Here is a 17,631-nt window from a genome sequence, read left to right as displayed (position 1 = left end):
ACCTTGATTCGAGCAAGACAGAGACAGAAACCAGAGCGCGCCTAACGCGCCAAAACGTCGCAGGATCATGACGCAATTCCTCCATTCGGGGTGGGTCGGCCATCGCGACGAAGCACTCGCGCGAGCCAGAGAAAAAGAAATATCGCGAGGAAATAAAACGGCACCAGCGTGTACAGCGCCATCTGCAGCGAATGATCGGGATAGGCCGCGCGGAAATAATCGCTTGCGGCACCGACATAAGTCGGCCCGAAGCCGAGGCCGATCAGATTCATCACGAGCAGCAGCAACGCGCCCGACATCACGCGCTGATCCGGTCGCACTTCCTCCTGCACCAGCGCCACGGATGACGACAGATAAAAATAATTGAGAAAGGTTGGCCCGATCAGCAACAACAGCGCCAGCGGCCAGGTCGGTGTCCAGACAAAGCCGATATAAAACGGGATCGCCAACGCCAGCGACACCGCGGGCAGCAGCGCATACGCTTGCTTGTAGCGCCGCGTGTAACGATCAATCAACCAGCCGGAAGCGAAGATGCCGGCGCTCATGCCAATGCCAAAAATCAGCGAGTTGTACAGCGCGACCTGACCCAGCGTCATGCCTTTTTCGCGCATCAGAAACAGAATGGTGAAGTTGCCCAGGCCGTAAGTGATGATCTGGGTCACGCCGCTGCCGAGTGCGGCCAGCACCAGCGCGGGGCGCGAAAAGAACATCTTCAATGTCTCGACAAAACCCGACGCAACCTCACCGATCAAGGGCGAAGCCGACGCGCGATCGAGGCCGCCACGTATCGGTTCGTGTACGGTCAGTTTGAACACGATGGCGGTGATTACGCCGGCCGCGCCAAGCACGACAAACGCATAGCGCCAGCTGAAGGCAGCTGCAATCGATGCGCCGAACGCAATGCCCAGCGCGGCGCCGATCGGTGGCCCGAGGTTGTACAGGCCCAGCGCGGTGCCACGACGACCGGCGGGAAAATAGTCAGAGATGATCGCGTACGAAGGCGGCACGCCGCCGGCCTCGCCGACGCCCACCGTCATGCGCGCCAGCAAGAGTTGCGGATAGGTGGCCGCCATGCCGCAGGCCATCGTCGCTAGACTCCATAATACGCAGGCGAAGGACACCACATTGACGCGATTGGTGCGGTCGGCAAACCAACCGACCGGAATCGAAATGAAGCAGTAGAACAGTGCGAAATACAGCCCTCCGATTAGGCCGAGCTGGCCGTCGCTGATATGCAGACTATCCTGGATCGGTTTCGCCAGGATCGACAGCAACTGGCGGTCGAGAAAATTCAACACGTAGACGAAACACAGCATGCCCAGCACAAACCACGCGTGAGATCCGGGCATCGCTGATAGGCGCCGAGTCGTCATCATGGCGCAGCGAACCGTGCCCTGATGATATGTGCAGCGCGGTGAAGGCAAAACAGCGCCCAGCGTTGAAGCGAAGATAGGTTGAACATAAGCCCTCCCCGGTTGACCACTTGATCTTGCCCGATTTCAAAAAATGCTGCGCCTGGCGAGCATCAATCGAACCGCTGATCCGGCGCCGGTGCGGACCCAAGGATGCCTTGCGGACAACCTTGCAACGGTGGCTTCATGTGCGACGCATCATGCAGGTATATATTCTTTTCGTCAACATTCACTATCGTGTGTGTGAATGTGTTTGAAACTGGATCTTCACTACAAATTTCGCCGGTGCGATACGCACGATCGCCGCTCGGCACGTGAACAAAGACCCGGTGGCAGTTTTCTCCAGGTCTCGTCGTTCAAGCAGACAAGGCCGTTGAATTGGCGACATGACCATGCGAATCAGCGGGATGACGGACATCGCTGTCGGCACGGTTTCCGTGAGCCATGATGCCCATACGATATCGATTTTTTCCTCCAGAGCTGTACCTTGCTAGCTCCGAATTTTGATTTTGCACTGGGCCACCAAACGTCAACGAGTGGCATGCTGAGGTGGCGCTCGGCGGCGCGACCTTCGAGCCAAAGTGCGGCTCGATCCCGGTTAAAAATCACCTAGAATTGAGCAGGAGGCGTATTCGCATGGCTCGCTGTGGCACTTGTCACTATATTTACCAATTAGATTTGATCTGTTGACAACCTATCTAACCCAGTCGCATGCTAGCTGTAAGGTCTTGGCGCTACGCTTGGCGATATTCCACGCCATTCGCAGTAGCGAACAAAGTGCATATAGGGAGGGGATCATGTCTTTATCGTTGCGCCGTTTTGTCATGTGCGTCGCTGTTGCGATCTGTGCTGTATTCACCATGACGCCCTCGCGAAGTGCGCACGCCGTGATCGGTACTGCCGATGTGGTACCTGCAGCCACGCTGTTGTTCCCGTATTTCGAGGTCGATCTCGCCAATACCAGCGGCCTTGATACCGTGTTGACGGTGCAGAATGCCAGCGCCACGGCAATTCTCGGACATGTCACGGTGTGGAGCGACCAAGGTGTTCCGGCCGCTGATTTCAACATTTATCTGACTGGCTATGATTTGCAGAGCTTCAGCATGCGCGATGTGTTGAACGGAACGCTGCCACAGACGGCCTCGGCAGGACAGGATCCGGGAGATGTCATCTCGCCCAAAGGGCCTTTGTCACAAGACATCAATTTCGCTAGCTGCACAAGTCAGCTTCCTAACCCGGCAGGCAGCATTCCCGCACCCGTCGGCATGACGCCGGCGGATTTGCGCAAGGCGCTGACCGGAGTAGCCACTACTGGAATATCGAGCGGCATGTGCTGGGGGCGTGCCATCGGCGATAACCATGCACGTGGTTACGTTACGGTCGATACGGTGAACAACTGCACACTCAATACGCCGGCCGATGCTGGCTACATGACGAATGACATAACCTTTCAGAATGTCATGCTCGGCTCGTATTTTTTGGTTAATGCGGCGCAAAATTTCATGCTTGCCGACAGCGCAGTACAAATCGAAGCCAGCTTTAATGATCCTCTCGTCAACACCAGTGGAAACTATACGTTTTATGGCCGTTATGATGGCTGGAACGCTAGTGACCGCCGCGAATCCCTGCCGAAAAATTGGGGGGTGCAAGGTGAGACCGATACGAGTTCGCTATTGGTGTGGCGCGATTCCAAGACGTCGGAAACGCCACATGCATGCAATGTCGATCCGACTTACGCGCCGCTCGGACAGGAAGGCATGACTTTTTTTGGCACCGACTCAAAGCCTTCAGATGCTGTGCAAGGGTTACCCTTTGTACCGGGCAGCGCGCTACCCGTCGCGAGCCAGTTCGTGCCGTTCACCGCTGCCGCATTCGGTGCCCCGGCGCGCAAGCTCGGCTTCCTGTTCATGAATCTCAATACCACGGTGGTACCGGCGGGCAGCAATCCTCCCGCTGATCCTGCGGCATCGCAATCGTTTGTGACCGTAAGCCGTAAAGGGATTGGAGCGTTGAACACGGCCGCCGGGAATTCTGCGGTTTCGCTCGATTTGAACGGCTTTACGCATTACGTACCCGGGCATTGATCAGGAACGCCTGATACGGATTCAGTTGTTCTCGACGCTATTCGGCCAAACATTCAAAGGTACGCCCCATGTTGAATACCATTCTGAGGCACGTTAGAACCAGCGCAAGCGCGCTTGTGGTACTGGCAGCCATGAGCTGGGCAGGGCATGCATCAGCGGCCATCGGTACGAATGACAACGTACCATCCGCAAGCTTGTTGCTGCCGTATTTCGAGGCCGATCTGGGCAATCCGAACGGTTCGCAGACCACGGTACGGCTTAGCAATGCCAGTGCAACCGCAGTACTTGCGCACGTGGTGTTGTGGACGGACCTCGGTGTGCCAACGCTGGAATTCAACGAGTATTTGACCGGGTACGACTCAGTCGACCTGGATCTGCGCCTGTTGTTTCAGGGCATTGCGCCGCAAACCGCGTCGGCGGGACAAGATCCCGGCGACCAGATTTCGCCCAAAGGAACCTATTCACAGGACATCAACTTTGCCAGTTGTACTGGCAATTTGCCGCCACTCGGGCTACCCCCAGCGACGTCAGGCGCGCTTCCGGATAGTACGCTGTGGGAACCGACCACCTTGGCGGCAATCCGTGCAGCGCACACCGGACAAGCCTCGACACTATGGAGTGGGCAATGTGGTGCAGCGGTGCATGGCGACAATATTGCGCGCGGTTACATAACCATTGATACCGTCAACAATTGCACCTTGCGGTTCCCCTCTGATGCAGGCTATTTCCAGTCCGGCGGAACAGGTGACGCAACAAATCAGAATGTACTCTTCGGCAGCTATACCAGCATCAACCGCAGCTTGAATCAGGTCGCGACAGAAAATCTGGTAAATATCGAGGCGGATGCGGTCAATCCCCAAAGCTCCACGAGCGGTCAGCCAACATTTTATTCGCGAAATGTGGGCGGCACCGCGATCGATAATCGCGAAGCTCTGGGTACGACATGGGCGGCGCGCAACATCAGTGGAGGCATCTTCCCGGGCGGGACAAAATTTGTAGTGTGGCGTGATCCTGGAGTCACAGTCGCACCATTCACCTGTGGAAATTTACCTGCTCCGTTCCCGTTAACCCAGAACAGAGTCGTTGCCTTTGACGAACAAGAACATCCCACGTTTCTTGCTAGCTCGACAAACGCATTTCCATACGCTACCCAGATCGTGGATTCGTCTACCCTTTCGCCTTATCCGTTCGGTTGGGTCGCGCTGACATTGAGTGATTCATCCAACACGCCGTTGCAGTCGTTCGTTTCGGTGCGCCACCTCAGCGCCGGGAAATTCGGCGACGGTACACCCGCGTTCCTGATCAGGACACAGGCCCAAGCGGTATGTGCAGCGGTTCCAACCAAATGCGTCGGCGTACCGCCGAGCCAAGTTTCTCTCCCTTATCCCTAATATCCCTATCGCAATGAATGGTGATCGTCCATGAAGATTCGTTTCGTTTGCGCAGGGATATTCCTTTCGGCGACCCTTGCCGCCAATTCGGCGCAGGCTGCTACCTATAGTTGCCAGGCTCTTGCCGGCACGAATTGTCCAGGACGAGTCCTGGATGGTCCGCAGGCAGCACTGACCTCGACCATACAACTACCTCCGGCATCGGTATCCGCATGCTCGGGTGTCGGCGGAGCGAGCGTCACGGTGCAATTGAATGTCACGCATAGTTGGGTCGGCGATTTGACCGCCAGCGTGGCCAATGGCAGCGGCTCGGCGACATTGCTCAGCAATCTTGCAGGCGCTGGTGCAGGCGGCTGCCAAGGGGCGGATGTCAACACCACGTTTCGCGATGGAGCTGGCGCTGCAACATGCAGTGGACAGATTCCGGCGGTGGGAGGCACTGTCTCACCAGTGACACCCCTCGCTGCGCTGGGAGGTACCACTTCTGGTGTTCCATCTGGAGCATGGACACTTTCGATCGCTGATACTGGCAATAACAATGACGGCGCATTGATTGATTGGAGCGTCAATGTAAGTTGTGCGGCGCAGGCCATACCAGCCACGTCATTTACATCCGAGCTATTGATCGGACTGTCGCTCGCTTTTGCCGCATTTGCTACATTGCTAATGCGTCGCCGTAAAATTTGGAACTGATAGGTCTGTGAGTGTCGCAGCAGCGTGCTGGGTGAACTCAGCCGCAGAAAGAAATAGACAAATGGCCCGGATCTGCAGTCTGCCGATCCGGGCCATTTTATTTTGTGGATTAGTTGCGGGAGCGGGTTGCGCGGCGCCGCAGGCCAAGCCAGGCGAGACTTCCGCTAAAACCGACAGCTCGACAGTACACAGCGAAAGCGACGGCAGACGTTATCGCATCGAGCGCATGCCAAAAATTGAAGGCAAATATTATTGGATCGATACCGAAACGGTACGTTATTTTCCGTTGGCCACATACAAAGTCGCGTCGCAAGACGGCAAGTTCCTGTACATCAAGCAATACATTACTGGCAAACAAACTGCTGCTCTCATCGAGAAAGAAAAGGCAACGCTAAAGTCGCCTGAAGTCCCCAAAAGCAGGCATTTCGATTTGCAGGATTTCAACACGGGCCTGCCGCGTACCGACCAGTGGCGCGATGATTTTGCGATTGCCGATATGAATGGCGACGGCCATGCGGATATCGTCTTCGGCCCTGCGCGCAAGACCCTCAGCAAACCAGTCATTTTCCTAGGTGACGGAAAAGGAGGCTGGCAGCGTTGGCAGCACACGAAATTCCCGGCAATGACCTACGACTACGGCACCGCCGCGGTGGCGGATTTCAACGGCGATGGCATACCCGATCTTGCGCTCGGCATGCATCTGCGTGGATTGACCGTGCTCATCGGTGATGGCAAAGGTGAGTTCACGCGATATGATAAAAATCTGCCGATGGGTGCCGCAGGCTCGGCACAACCCGCAATCTATTCAAGCCATTCGATGGTGGCCATGGATTGGAATGCCGACGGCAAAATAGATCTGGTCGCGCTCGACGAGAATCTGTTGGAACCAGCCAAATCTTCCACGATCGACCGCAGCCCGACATTGACCAACGTTTTTCTGAATAACGCCGGAGTGTGGAGCAGTGCAGCTATCCCTGCACCCGATCACGCCATTGCCGCGGGAACGCTGACCCGGGTCAAGACATCCGCTGGTGCGCCGGCCAAGCTCGTCGCCGTTACCGCAGCGGGCGGCGAAGGTACCGCTGTCTACGAAAGCGATGCCGGCCATTGGAATAAGCATGCACTTGATGCGCTGCCGCAAGGTGCCATCGTGAAAGCGAGTGCGGCCGCCGACCTCGAAGGCCATGGTTTGATCGATCTGGTCGTTTCCTATCAGATCAATGAAGCGGGTGTCTGGCGCAGCAAGATTGATATATTCCGCGCCACTCAAACTGGTTATGTTCGCCACGCACTGCACGATGAAGCTTCACAGCTGGCAATAGGTGCATTGGATCTTGGCCACCTCGCATCGGACAAGGGCTGGGATCTCGTTGCATTGCGCGACGATGGCACATTGATGACTTTCGCCCACGACGGGCACGGATTTTTTACACGCGATCAAGAGTTGCCACCTCCATCATGGCGCACAGGATGCGCAGGAACAGCCGTACATTTGAGCGATCTTGACGGCGAAGGTGCAGACGAAATCGTTGCATCATTTTCCGGGCAGCCCAACGCGTTGACACTCAAGCATGAATGTGCGAATGGCGGCGGCATCGATGCATGGAAGGTTGTTGCGCCGCACTGAGTGACAACTGGAAGTTAGACGTCAGTTACCATTCGAATCGAGCCGCACACATCATGTCCGTTACGCGATAGCGTGGCGGCATCAACCTGATATCTTCGCGGTGCGTGTCATATTTCATCCGAGTCTGGCTTGACACGCACGGTTCCGCGGCTAGTGGTTATCGAGTCCTTTTCTGCGTTGATCGCACCGATCATTTTCGCCAATCCTTGCGCAATACTGAAACGACGCTTGAAGCCGGTGCGATCAAGCGCAGCAGAGGAAACCTGGGTGTTCGCGCAAAATTTTCGCACGCGAACGCTGCTGATCACGAAGGGTTTGCCGGCAATCCGGGCGATGCCGTCGCAGACATGGCCGATGGTCAGCGCACACCAGAACGGCAATGCGAATTTTGGAACTCTGGCGTGCGGCAGCAGTGAGCAAATCAGCGTGATCAGCTCGCTGGTGCTGAAATCGGGTGGGTCCGCGTAATTGAATAACTGAATGCCCGGCGATACATCGAGCCGAGCGCAAATGCAGTCCACCAGATTGCCGACATACGCCATCGATTTGCGGTTCGCACCATCGCCGATCATCATCAATCGGTCGCGCCGAATCTGTTCGATCAAATTGAAAACGTTGCCGCGATTACCTTCGCCAAATACCACGACCGGGCGCAATATCAGCAACGATCTTTTCACATCGCCTGCGGCCCAGCGCTCGTACACCCGTTCTGCCTCGGCCTTGCTGCGACCGTAATCATTGAACGGTGTGATGTCGCCAGACTCGTCCACGCACGGCTGATCGAGACCATAGACCGCGACCGTACTGGTGAACACGATACGCTGAACATTGTTTGCCGCCGCGACGTTGATGACGTTCTCGGCACCGCCCACATTGACATCGTAGTAGCGCGATCTAGGATGAATATCATCGCGATGTTCGGCCGCGAGATTCACGACACATTCGGCGTTTATCAATGCACGCGAAACTGCCGCGACATCACAAACGTCGCCGAGAATTACGCGTTCGGGATAGGCGGAACTCGTTGCCTTGTCGAATATAACTACCCGGTGCCCGAGTTCGATCAGCCGCGCCGTCAGGTGCGTGCCGATGAAACCGCTGCCGCCGATGATCACGATATTCATTGGATCAATGCCCCAGCGCGCTGCGCTCGTGCATACACCGCGAGCAGCGCGTCGGTCGCGTTTGCGCTGGCATGTCGTGATGCGAGATAAGCGCGACCACCCGCGATTAGTGAAGCACGTAATTCTGCATCACTCGTCAGTCGTACCAGTGCATCAAAAAATTCCGTGGGTGTATCGGCGATAAGCAACTCGCGCCCGGACAATACCTCCAACCCGCGTGCTGCTATCGAGGTCGCGATCACCGCGAGACCGCGCGCCCACGCCTCGAGTATGCGCATGCGAATTCCCGAGCCGACATGCAAAGGCACGATCACGATGGCGCCCGCGGGAAAGGCATCGACGGATTCGACAGGCGCCGCGCGCCACACGACTCCAGCGCCGAATGTCCGAACATCGCCCCCGAAAATAATCGCTTTTGCATGCGGATGCGCCGCATGAAATCGCGGCCAGACTTTGCGTAAAAACCAGCGCGTGCCTTGCGCATTTGGCCACCAGCCAGCGCTGCCGGATAATACGAATGCGGGTTCGCCCTCGACTGCCGATGTGGTCGGCCATACCTTGGGAAAAGCCGGCGCAATCGTGTGGGTTCGATCGCGATCTTGCGGGCGCGCAATCTCTCGCAAGTCGCGAGCATCGTCCGGCGTGAGCGTGATCGTTTGCCCCGCGCTCGCCATCGCGAATCGTTCCTCGACGCGCAGGCGATTCGCTTCAATGGCCAGCAATATTCCGCCTCGGCGCGCGAACGCAACCTGGCGCCAGATCGCCGATTCCACGTTCTGCATGCGCAGCACAATCGGAATTCCTGCGGCCTGCGCCGACAAGCAATTCGCCAGCGCTTGTAGCTGCTCGGCATGCACCGCGTGCGGATGGTGTCGCGCGATGCACTCAGCAACTGCACTCTCGACTTCGCTGCGATGATGCCGCATCACGCTGAGCGCACGGCTGTGACGAATCGCACCCACGAGCGTGCCGAACCAACTGCGACGACGAACGGAAACGAGATACGGCGTGATGCCGATAGCGCGCATTGCTGCTGCCGCATCTTCACCGTGCTCGCCCGACGTATCGGCAGGCGCGACGAGAAAGATTTCGTGACCTGCACTGGCTAGCCCCTGCAAGGTCAGCCACAAAACCAGACGACCGCCATCACGGGGCGGCCAGGGCGACTTGGTGGCGACGCAGAGGATTTTCACTAAGCGCGAGTTTACGCAGGCCGCGATAATCACGCGAGCGTGTAAGCTAAGCCACTGACCAACGGTGCCAGCATGCGCGTTTTATTCATCACCTCCCGCTTTCCGGGCGACCTGAAGCGTGGCGACCAGTTGCGGGCTTATCAGCAGCTTCGATATTTGTCGGCGCGGCACGCCATCACCTTGCTGGCGTTTGACGAAGGCACGCCCGATCCCAAGCTGCGTGCCGAACTGGAAAGGTGCTGCGAGCAGGTCATCGCGTTGCGCGCCAGTCGAATCGGCATGTCGCTGCGCGCCTTGGGCGCACTCGCCGGACCGTTGCCATTGCAAGTGGCGATGCATGACTCGTCGCAACTGCACACGGCCATCGCCGAGTTACTCCAGGCCAACAGTTTTGATCTCGCCCATGTGCAAATGGCCCGCATGGGCCAAGTATTGCCGCAGCTCACAGCGCTGCCATGTGTGCTCGATCTGATCGATGCGTTGTCGTTGAACATGGCGCAGCGCGTCGTATTTGATCGCGGGCCGCTGCGCCATCTTGCCAGGCTTGAGGCCGCCCGTCTTCCGGAGTACGAACGCGCACTCTGCAAAAAAGTGCATGCGGCTGTGGTCAGTGCAAACAACGATCGCGCGGCAATCGGCCACGAGCGCTTGCACACGATCGGCAACGGCGTCGACCTCGATCGTTTTCCCTACACACAGAATCGTGGCGGGGCAGACATCGTTTTCATCGGCAACCTCGGCTACTTTCCCAACGTCGATGCGGCGACCTGGTTTGCCAGTGAAGTAATGCCGTTACTCCTCGCCAAGGTGCCGCATGCGATGCTCAATCTGGTTGGCGCGCGACCAGCAGCATCGTTGCATCGGCTGGCCGCTGGTTCGTCGCATGTGCATCTGATCGGGCCGGTGGCCGATGTGCAGCCGTACCTGAAACAAGCCGCCGTTGCGATTGCGCCAATGCGCGCAGGTTCGGGGCAGCAGATCAAGATTCTCGAAGCCATGGCTTCCGGCACACCGGTGGTCGCCACACCGAATGCCGCCGCCGGGCTGGACGCGATGCCCGGCCAACACCTGCTGGTCGCCGGCGATGCACAATCTTTCGCCGATGCCATCGCAAGATTGCTGGCCGATCCCGCGCTCGCGCATACCTTGGCGCAAAATGCGCGGACGCTGATCGAGCAGCGCTATACGTGGAGCCATTCGGCACAAGCGTTGGAGCGTTTGTGGATTGCGGCTGCGGAACAATCGGAGCCGCAGCTCGGCCACGCCAGCGACTGTGCTTGACTCCTGATTTACCGGCTCGAAAATCCGGCAGCAAAAAATGTCGGGATCCGGATGCCTCGAATTACGACGCCGCGCGATCATCAGCAAATTCCCAGTTTAAAGCGGCGGTGCCTGCGCAAGACGTCCGGCGCGCAACTCGATTTCGAGCTGCTGAACTTTCTCCAGCAAGGGTCCGCGCATCGCCGCAGGCAATGTACCGATGGCTGCGGGGCTTACCCACGCCGTGCGCAGAAATGCGGTATTTGCGCCATCGGTATCGCCGGATATCCCGCGCGCGCGACCCAGGTTGAGCGTGAGCTCGGGGCGCTCGCCGCTAGCGATGATGGCATCGTCAAGTACGATGATCGCGTCGCTACCGCGCTTGAGCAACAGCAACGCAAACGATTCGAGCAAGGGTGCTCGCGGATCACCTCGCAGCAGTTGTGCGGCCTGTTGCGCATGCATAAGCGTGCGATCAGCCGCAAGCCGCGTATCGCCCCGCGATGCACCACTCAAGATCTGTTGCATGCGGCTATTTGCATCGGCGAGCAGCCACTCGGCGCGATAGCGATCAAGCTCGGGCCACAGCAGCGCGATGCAAACCAGCGTCACGGCGAGACGCACAAACGTAGTTCGTGGATCGATAATTATCACGACAACTCCGCTGTCGAAGCGACCATGCGCCACGCTCTTCCGCAGGCCAGCAACAGCACTGTGGCGGTGAACGGAACTTGTAGCGGAAACCACGCCAGCGCTTCGATGATGCCGGTGCTTATTATCGCAATCAGCACCAGTCGTTCCGGGTCGTCGGGCGGCCAGCAATGTCGCAACAAGCCGAGCATCAGCACAACGATGGCGGTGAGCAAAAACAGCAATGCCGGAATGCCTGCTTCTGCCGCGAGTTGCAGATATTCTTGGTGCGCGTAGACAAAACTCGCGCCGCTGGGTTGGACAAAACGCTCGTGCAGATCCAGCTCCGCCGCGAGCCGATGTGTCTGCGCCTCGGCGGCGAACGTGCCGAGGCCATATCCCGTCAACGGTCGCGCCGATACCATGTCGAGCGCGGCTACCCACGCGCCGAGGCGATAAGTCGTGAGGCGCTGAAAACCCTCGATGCCACCCACCGGCAGTTTTGCCCATGTCACGGCGCGCAGTGGCGCCACCAGCGCTGTGGTCGCTGCGATCAATAATGTGGCCACGAGCAGCGTAACCAGCCAACGCGCCTGCCAGCGCACGGCAACAATCACGCTCAGCGCCGCGAGCAATGCCGCGGCACTGGTTGCCTGATGATTGACGACGATGGCAAGTATCGCCAGCACACCAAGCGCGGCCGCAGCGATGCGCGCGCGCCGCGGTGCGGCACTTGCCGCCACCGCCGCACAAACCGCAGCCATGATCGCGCACGCCAGCGCGACGTAGCCTTCATTGCCGAGCAAGGCGCCGGTCGGGAATCGTCCGCCGATCTGCGCGACATGCAGCGGCAGTTCGATTCCGATCGCCTGCAATAATGAAATCACCGCGGTCGACGCGCACGCCAGCAGCACTACCCACAACATGCGTTTGCCCGGCGCGCCATCCAGCATCGACGAGGCACCGATCGGTACCAGCAATGCGATCAACAAAAGCCTACGCAGCGATGGCCACGCCAGTTCGGGATGCGGCGAAACTACCGCCGCAACGATCATGCACAGTAGCGCGAGCGCGGCTAGTGCGGCGATCCATCGAGATGACAGCGACCATTCTCGCCAGCGTATTGATTGCGCGCACCAGCACAACGCAATGCTCGCGAGCGCGGCTCCGAGTAATACACACAGGCGTTTCGGTGCATCGAATGCGGCCTCGGCAAACGGGTCGACCAACCACGCCGATCCCAGCAATGCCAGTGCTACCGACCACCACGCGATTCGCTGCGCGAGCGATACGAGCGTTGTCCTGTTCGCATCATCAATCGCGATCACGCGTTCGGATACAGCGATCAAAACGGATTTGTCGCGTGCTGCGATTGATCGGGATTTTCTGCTCAATGCGTTACGCCCGAAGAAAATTTATTGCGGCGAAAAATCATCGGCGCAATCCAGATTTCATAGTGTAGCAGTCGCTTCGACAGCGTTTTTACGTTGCGATCATCGCGTGCCGCGTCTGGTCGCTGTTGCGCGGCATAGATGAAAATTCGCGGCGCACAACGAACGCTAAATCAGTTGCTGCCTGGCGACGGCCGCCACCAGATCCATGCTGCGCAAATCAGTTGTATCGTGCCGCAGGCAAACCACGCTAGCGCACCGGCCAGCATGCCGAGGCGAGGTGTCAAGATAGTGAGCACTAGTACCTGTGCAACGAGGATGATCGCGTTGATCAGTGCCGTGGCGCGGTTGCGATGATAATGCAACAGCAGCGCTGCACACGGCGAAAAAATCGCGGTGCACGCCATCGCCAGCATGAGCAGGCGAAACGGCAATGCCGCCGCCGCGGCGAGCGTTGGATCATGCAACCAAAGGCGCAGCACGAGATCAGGAAATGCCGCCATGAGCAGGGACGGCAGCACCAGCAACAGCAGCGAAATTTTGAGCATCGAGAAGGCGACACGGCGCGGCGATGTCGCGATGATCATGCGCGGCACGAAGGCGCGATAAATCGGCACCTGCAAGCTCAGCAGCGAGAGCAGCAAACTGCTGATGAGAAAATACAGGCCATAATTTTCTGTCGGCAACACGATGAAAAGAAATCCGCGGTCGATCTGCGCGGTTAAAAAGCCTAGTGCCGCAGCAGCACCGAAGGCGGCGATATCGCGCCATTCGGCGACATTTTTTCCGGCATTTTTGTCAGCTGTGATTGCATCCCGATCGCGACGCACACGCCGGTGGTTGAGTATGAATTCGAGAATGCTGATGCTCGCGAACGGCAGCATGTAGGCAGTGGCTGAGGCATGCCATTGCGTCAACAGCAGCAACGCCACGCCGTGTTTGGCGCACGCAAAACCGGCCAGACGAAGATTGGCGTAGCGTTGTTTTTCCAGTCCATTCCAGTAGCCGATCGCGGCATTGTTGGCAAACTGAAAAAGAAATTGCAGCAGCGCTAGACACATCGCCCGGAACAGGTCGTCCGACATCGGCGCGCCTTGTGCCGAACGGTGTTGCGCGAACAGCAACAATACCGATTGCGCGATCACAAATGCGCTGAAAGCCGCCGTCGCATACAGACGTAGAAAGCGCGCATAAATCGTTTGCGGATTTGCCGTTGCGGCGGCGCGTGCCACATCGCGCAACATCAGTGGGCCGAATGCGATGTCCAACGAAAACAGAAACCCCTGGATCGTTACGCACAACGCAACGCTGCCCCACTGCGCTGAGCCGAGCGTGTGCACGTAGATCGGCACCACGAACAACGTGATCAGCGCCATCAGTCCGACGTAGGCATAACTCGAGAACAGATTGTCGACGAGCGGGCGCATCGATGGTGGGAGCATCCTCATGCGCTACAGATAGTCATCTGGCGCATAACGCTTGCCGGTGATTTGCCGAAAACCATCCCACGCGCCGCGCAGAATGCAGCGCGCGCGAAATGGATGGCGTAGCAATATGACGAATCCACGCGCCACTTTTTTCAGCGTGATCAGCGTCGCAGTGAAACGTTTGCCATGACGATGCGCGAGCAGGATTTCATTGCGCGCATGGTAATACTGGATGGCATCCGCCACGCGGGCGCGACCGAGCTGGCTGCCGCCGGCCGTATGCCAGGCGCGCGACATCGGCACGAGATAACGCGGCACACCGACGCGACGCAGGCGATAGCAATAATCAATTTCCTCGCAATATATGAACCACGCCGAATCCATCCAGCCGTGAATCTCGGCGAGGCGCAGCGGTATGAAAAGCGTGCTTCCCGGTAGCGCGCCGACACGCTGTGCACTACGATTTTCCCAAGTGCTGTCGAAGGGTAGGTCGTGGTCGCGATGAAACGCTTCTGGCACGACAGATTCCACGAGGAATTTTGCCGGGAAATTCAGCATGATTGAATCGTCGCGCCGTCTTTGCAGCGGCACGCCGCCGTAAAGTGCATCGCCATGTTCCGCCCAAGAGTCGAGCAAATGCGTGAGCGCGTGTGGCTCGACCAGCGCATCGCTGTTTACTAGCCATATCGCATCGGCTTGCCACAGCCGCGCCTGCTGCCACGCCAGTGCATGGCCTGCGGCAAAACCAAGATTCTCACGACTCGGTAGCAGCGTGATGTCGGGCATGGCGGCGCGGATCATGGCGATGCTGTTATCGCGCGAACCGTTGTCGATCACTACCACGCGATAGTTTTTGTAGCGCGATGCGCGCAACGAACGCAGGCATGCAAGTGTTTGTTCGGGTGTGTTCCAGTTGATTATCGATACCACCACAAGCGGGCGTGTCGGAACTGTGGCGGGCGTCTCCGTCGCATTCGCCTGCGTGGCTTCAGTGCGCGGTGCCGCGGTCATATCAGGCGCAGTCCGCGCCCTAAGTGGCGCAACGCAGACACCGCGCGCTGACGATCAAGCGTGAAAAAATAGTGCGCCGCGATAAGTACGAAAAACGTGACGACCAATGCCAACGGATGAGCACCGAGACAGGTTGCCAGTAGTGCGCCGAAGCCCAGCAATAGAGTCAGCGTGGCTAGCAGTAACGCTACCTGCGTTGGCGAATAACCCGCATCCAGCATCAGGTGATGCAGGTGATCGCGGTCGCCGCCAAACGGTGAGCGGCGCTGGTGCAATCGCCGCGTGATCAGCACCACACAATCGATCAGCGGTGGTGCTACGAACCACGGCCCGAGCACGGAGCTGACCGGGTACAACGACGAGTGCGAAATGCGGATGGTCAGCCATGCAATCGCAAAGCCGAGAATGGTGCTGCCCGAGTTACCGAGAAACGCGCGCGCGCGCGGCTGTCCGGGATAACGCAGATTCAGAACCAGAAAACCCGCCACGGCGCCGGCGAGGATCACTATCAGATCGAGTAGCGCGACGTTGCCGACAAAATGACTGACAGCGGCGAGCATCAGCAGTGTCGCCAAAGTCACACAACCGGCCAGTCCGTCCGATCCATCAAGCATGTTGAGCGCATTTATCACACCCACCGTGATGAACACCGTGAATGGCACCGAAAATGTAGCGAGATCGAACCATGCGGCATCGCCCGGCAGCCCGACATATCGCGCGCGAAGCCCGCCCGCATAGACCATGATGAGCGCGGCAGCGCACTGGATCAGTAGCCGCAAAGGCCATGGAAGGCTGTGCAGATCGTCGAGGATGCCGATCATCAGCAGTAACAGGGCCGCCGCACAAAACGCCAATACGGTTTCAATCGTCAGGTGCGCGAAAGGCAAAGACGCGAGCACGGCAAGCATGATCGCCAAGCCGCCCGTGAAAGGAGTGGCTGAGGCGTGATCCTTGCGGTTGCGCGGATGATCCAACCAGCCGAAACGTCGCGCTACCGGATTCAGCATGCAGATGGCGAAAACGGTGATGAGCAGCGAAACAGAAAACGCTGCAACGTTGGGCAGAACCGACAAGCGCGTACCCCTTGCAAAAGGCCAGCTGGCGAGCGAGATTACTATAATCCGTCGCGCCGCTCCTGCTTTTTTCTGCGCATGCTACCCCTGCACAGTAGGGCGTTATCGTTGTTGTTTTTCTGCCGAGGCGAAGTGAACAAATCGGCTTCGCAGCCATTCGGCGAAAGCAAAATAGCACGAGCTATTTCGATTCGATACAGTAGAGCCGATACACGAGACTACACCCCGAGCGAGAGCGAAATGAATATCAAGCAGTTGATTCGGCGGGCGCTGTCTTTCGGCGAAAGACCCCCGCTATTGATAGAGAAAATCAACCAGATCGCGTTGGCGTACAATCCACGGCATTCGATTTATATCAGGGAATATTATCTTCTGTGTGTGGATTTATTCGAGAACGCTTTGCGAGATTCGAATTTATCGATAAATTTGATTTTTGGGAAGTACAAAACAATTTTCGATAATCCGAACAAGACACTAAAAGTCGATCTGCAATACGAGCATACCTTGGTGAAGCCAGGTGGGCGCGATAGCGCTGGCGCAGCCGTCGGTAAGATTCCAATTAATGGAAGAAACGATTTCTATCTGACAAGGATTCAGGGTTACGATTATCTGCGATCACTGGATTTGATCATCGAATACAGCATTCCGAATATCGTGAATATGCAAGCGAGTGGAGTCTTCGACAGCTATCTGGATAAAACGATTCATATAGCACCGCTCATCTACGCGATTGATTTTCACAGCGATGCCAGAGATTTCGATGTAGTTACGCTATTTTCAGATACATCCCAGCCGCGAAGGGCTGCATTCTTGTCGCATATGAAAGCTTTGCGACAGCCGCTGAGAAACCTCAAGGGAGTTTTCGGCAAAGATGAATTGAAAGCGCTGTACAAAAATACCCGAATTCTCGTCAATATTCACCAGACTGATCATCATGACACCTTGGAGGAATTACGAATTTTGCCGGCTCTGTTATGCGGCGTGGTCATCGTCAGCGAAGACGTTCCGCTAAAGGAACATGTTCCCTATCACGAATTCATCGTGTGGAGTAACTACAGGAATATAGCCGACACCGTAAAATCAGTCCGTGAAAATTACGAGTTCTACCGAAAAAAAATGTTCGACGATCCTAGATTGATCGATATCCTGTCGGGTATGCAGGAAAAAAATCGCCGTGAGGTCGAGATTGCTGTAGCGAAATTATTGCGAAGCTGATTTTGGCACTCACAATACGATGAATTGGCGTTTGCATACGAACCTATCAGGCTGTTGAGAAACTCTTTCCCGCGAAGTTTGTCATAGGCGCAGTCAATCA

General features: G+C 57.3%; 14 protein-coding genes. 6 read left to right on the top strand and 8 right to left on the bottom strand.

The annotated features are described in order from the left end of the window. Nucleotides 1-65: 65 nt before the first annotated feature. On the bottom strand, nt 66-1,349 hold the full coding sequence (locus ELE36_RS18975; RefSeq protein WP_242512307.1) for a spinster family MFS transporter: 1,284 nt from the start codon (nt 1,347-1,349) through the stop codon (nt 66-68). A 1,040-nt stretch (nt 1,350-2,389) separates the two neighbouring features. Here ELE36_RS18975 and ELE36_RS18970 point away from each other — a divergent pair. The 4 genes from ELE36_RS18970 (at nt 2,390) to ELE36_RS18955 (ending at nt 7,207) form a co-directional block, all read left to right on the top strand. Beyond that, nucleotides 2,390-3,496 (top strand): hypothetical protein, encoded by a 1,107-nt coding sequence (locus ELE36_RS18970; protein ID WP_165371696.1) that lies wholly within the window; start codon nt 2,390-2,392, stop codon nt 3,494-3,496. A 68-nt stretch (nt 3,497-3,564) separates the two neighbouring features. Further along, nucleotides 3,565-4,887 carry a hypothetical protein gene (locus tag ELE36_RS18965; protein ID WP_129836096.1) on the top strand — a complete coding sequence of 441 codons (1,323 nt, stop codon included), beginning with the start codon at nt 3,565-3,567 and terminating at the stop codon, nt 4,885-4,887. A gap of 30 nt (nt 4,888-4,917) precedes the next feature. Then, nucleotides 4,918-5,580 carry a hypothetical protein gene (locus ELE36_RS18960; protein WP_129836094.1) on the top strand — a complete coding sequence of 221 codons (663 nt, stop codon included), beginning with the start codon at nt 4,918-4,920 and terminating at the stop codon, nt 5,578-5,580. 7 nt (nt 5,581-5,587) lie between these two features. Further along, the gene (locus ELE36_RS18955) at nt 5,588-7,207 is read left to right on the top strand and encodes an FG-GAP repeat domain-containing protein (protein WP_129836092.1); all 1,620 of its coding nucleotides are present in this window, start codon (nt 5,588-5,590) and stop codon (nt 7,205-7,207) included. Nucleotides 7,208-7,314: 107 nt separating this feature from the next. Here the strand turns inward: ELE36_RS18955 and ELE36_RS18950 are convergent, their stop codons facing one another. Continuing rightward, nucleotides 7,315-8,331 (bottom strand): NAD-dependent epimerase/dehydratase family protein, encoded by a 1,017-nt coding sequence (locus ELE36_RS18950; protein ID WP_129836090.1) that lies wholly within the window; start codon nt 8,329-8,331, stop codon nt 7,315-7,317. Then, nucleotides 8,328-9,524 carry a glycosyltransferase gene (locus ELE36_RS18945; RefSeq protein WP_165371695.1) on the bottom strand — a complete coding sequence of 399 codons (1,197 nt, stop codon included), beginning with the start codon at nt 9,522-9,524 and terminating at the stop codon, nt 8,328-8,330. The genes ELE36_RS18950 and ELE36_RS18945 overlap by 4 nt, the downstream gene beginning before the upstream one ends. 72 nt (nt 9,525-9,596) lie before the next feature. Between ELE36_RS18945 and ELE36_RS18940 the strand changes: the two genes are divergently transcribed. Further along, a complete protein-coding gene (locus ELE36_RS18940) occupies nt 9,597-10,805 on the top strand; it encodes a glycosyltransferase (RefSeq protein ID WP_129836086.1) in 1,209 nt (402 codons plus the stop codon). Between the two features lie 96 nt (nt 10,806-10,901). Here the strand turns inward: ELE36_RS18940 and ELE36_RS18935 are convergent, their stop codons facing one another. The 5 genes from ELE36_RS18935 to ELE36_RS18915 form a co-directional block, all read right to left on the bottom strand. After that, nucleotides 10,902-11,438 carry a hypothetical protein gene (locus tag ELE36_RS18935; RefSeq protein ID WP_129836084.1) on the bottom strand — a complete coding sequence of 179 codons (537 nt, stop codon included), beginning with the start codon at nt 11,436-11,438 and terminating at the stop codon, nt 10,902-10,904. Continuing rightward, entirely contained in the window at nt 11,435-12,763 is a 1,329-nt protein-coding gene (locus ELE36_RS18930; protein ID WP_129836082.1) for an O-antigen ligase family protein, read from the bottom strand. Before ELE36_RS18930 ends, ELE36_RS18935 begins: the two co-directional genes overlap by 4 nt. Nucleotides 12,764-12,978: 215 nt before the next feature. Continuing rightward, entirely contained in the window at nt 12,979-14,253 is a 1,275-nt protein-coding gene (locus ELE36_RS18925) for a lipopolysaccharide biosynthesis protein (protein ID WP_129836080.1), read from the bottom strand. 3 nt (nt 14,254-14,256) lie between these two features. After that, the gene (locus tag ELE36_RS18920; protein ID WP_129836078.1) at nt 14,257-15,243 is read right to left on the bottom strand and encodes a glycosyltransferase family 2 protein; all 987 of its coding nucleotides are present in this window, start codon (nt 15,241-15,243) and stop codon (nt 14,257-14,259) included. Next, on the bottom strand, nt 15,240-16,250 hold the full coding sequence (locus ELE36_RS18915; RefSeq protein WP_129836076.1) for an MraY family glycosyltransferase: 1,011 nt from the start codon (nt 16,248-16,250) through the stop codon (nt 15,240-15,242). The genes ELE36_RS18920 and ELE36_RS18915 overlap by 4 nt, the downstream gene beginning before the upstream one ends. Here ELE36_RS18915 and ELE36_RS18910 point away from each other — a divergent pair. Beyond that, nucleotides 16,209-17,531 carry a hypothetical protein gene (locus ELE36_RS18910; protein WP_129836074.1) on the top strand — a complete coding sequence of 441 codons (1,323 nt, stop codon included), beginning with the start codon at nt 16,209-16,211 and terminating at the stop codon, nt 17,529-17,531. The genes ELE36_RS18915 and ELE36_RS18910 overlap by 42 nt on opposite strands. Nucleotides 17,532-17,631: the final 100 nt, after the last annotated feature.

Source organism: Pseudolysobacter antarcticus, assembly GCF_004168365.1.
Taxonomy (GTDB): Bacteria; Pseudomonadota; Gammaproteobacteria; order Xanthomonadales; family Rhodanobacteraceae; genus Pseudolysobacter; species Pseudolysobacter antarcticus.
This window is presented reverse-complemented; position numbering and strand designations above follow the sequence as displayed.

Coding starts and splice junctions, on each gene's coding strand:
- ELE36_RS18940 (WP_129836086.1), top strand. CDS start 9,597: ATGCGCGTTTTATTCATCACCTCCCGCTTTCCGGGCGACCTGAAGCGT.
- ELE36_RS18910 (WP_129836074.1), top strand. CDS start 16,209: ATGATCCAACCAGCCGAAACGTCGCGCTACCGGATTCAGCATGCAGAT.
- ELE36_RS18925 (WP_129836080.1), bottom strand. CDS start 14,253: ATGAGGATGCTCCCACCATCGATGCGCCCGCTCGTCGACAATCTGTTC.
- ELE36_RS18920 (WP_129836078.1), bottom strand. CDS start 15,243: ATGACCGCGGCACCGCGCACTGAAGCCACGCAGGCGAATGCGACGGAG.
- ELE36_RS18960 (WP_129836094.1), top strand. CDS start 4,918: ATGAAGATTCGTTTCGTTTGCGCAGGGATATTCCTTTCGGCGACCCTT.
- ELE36_RS18950 (WP_129836090.1), bottom strand. CDS start 8,331: ATGAATATCGTGATCATCGGCGGCAGCGGTTTCATCGGCACGCACCTG.
- ELE36_RS18975 (WP_242512307.1), bottom strand. CDS start 1,349: ATGCCCGGATCTCACGCGTGGTTTGTGCTGGGCATGCTGTGTTTCGTC.
- ELE36_RS18915 (WP_129836076.1), bottom strand. CDS start 16,250: ATGCTGAATCCGGTAGCGCGACGTTTCGGCTGGTTGGATCATCCGCGC.
- ELE36_RS18965 (WP_129836096.1), top strand. CDS start 3,565: ATGTTGAATACCATTCTGAGGCACGTTAGAACCAGCGCAAGCGCGCTT.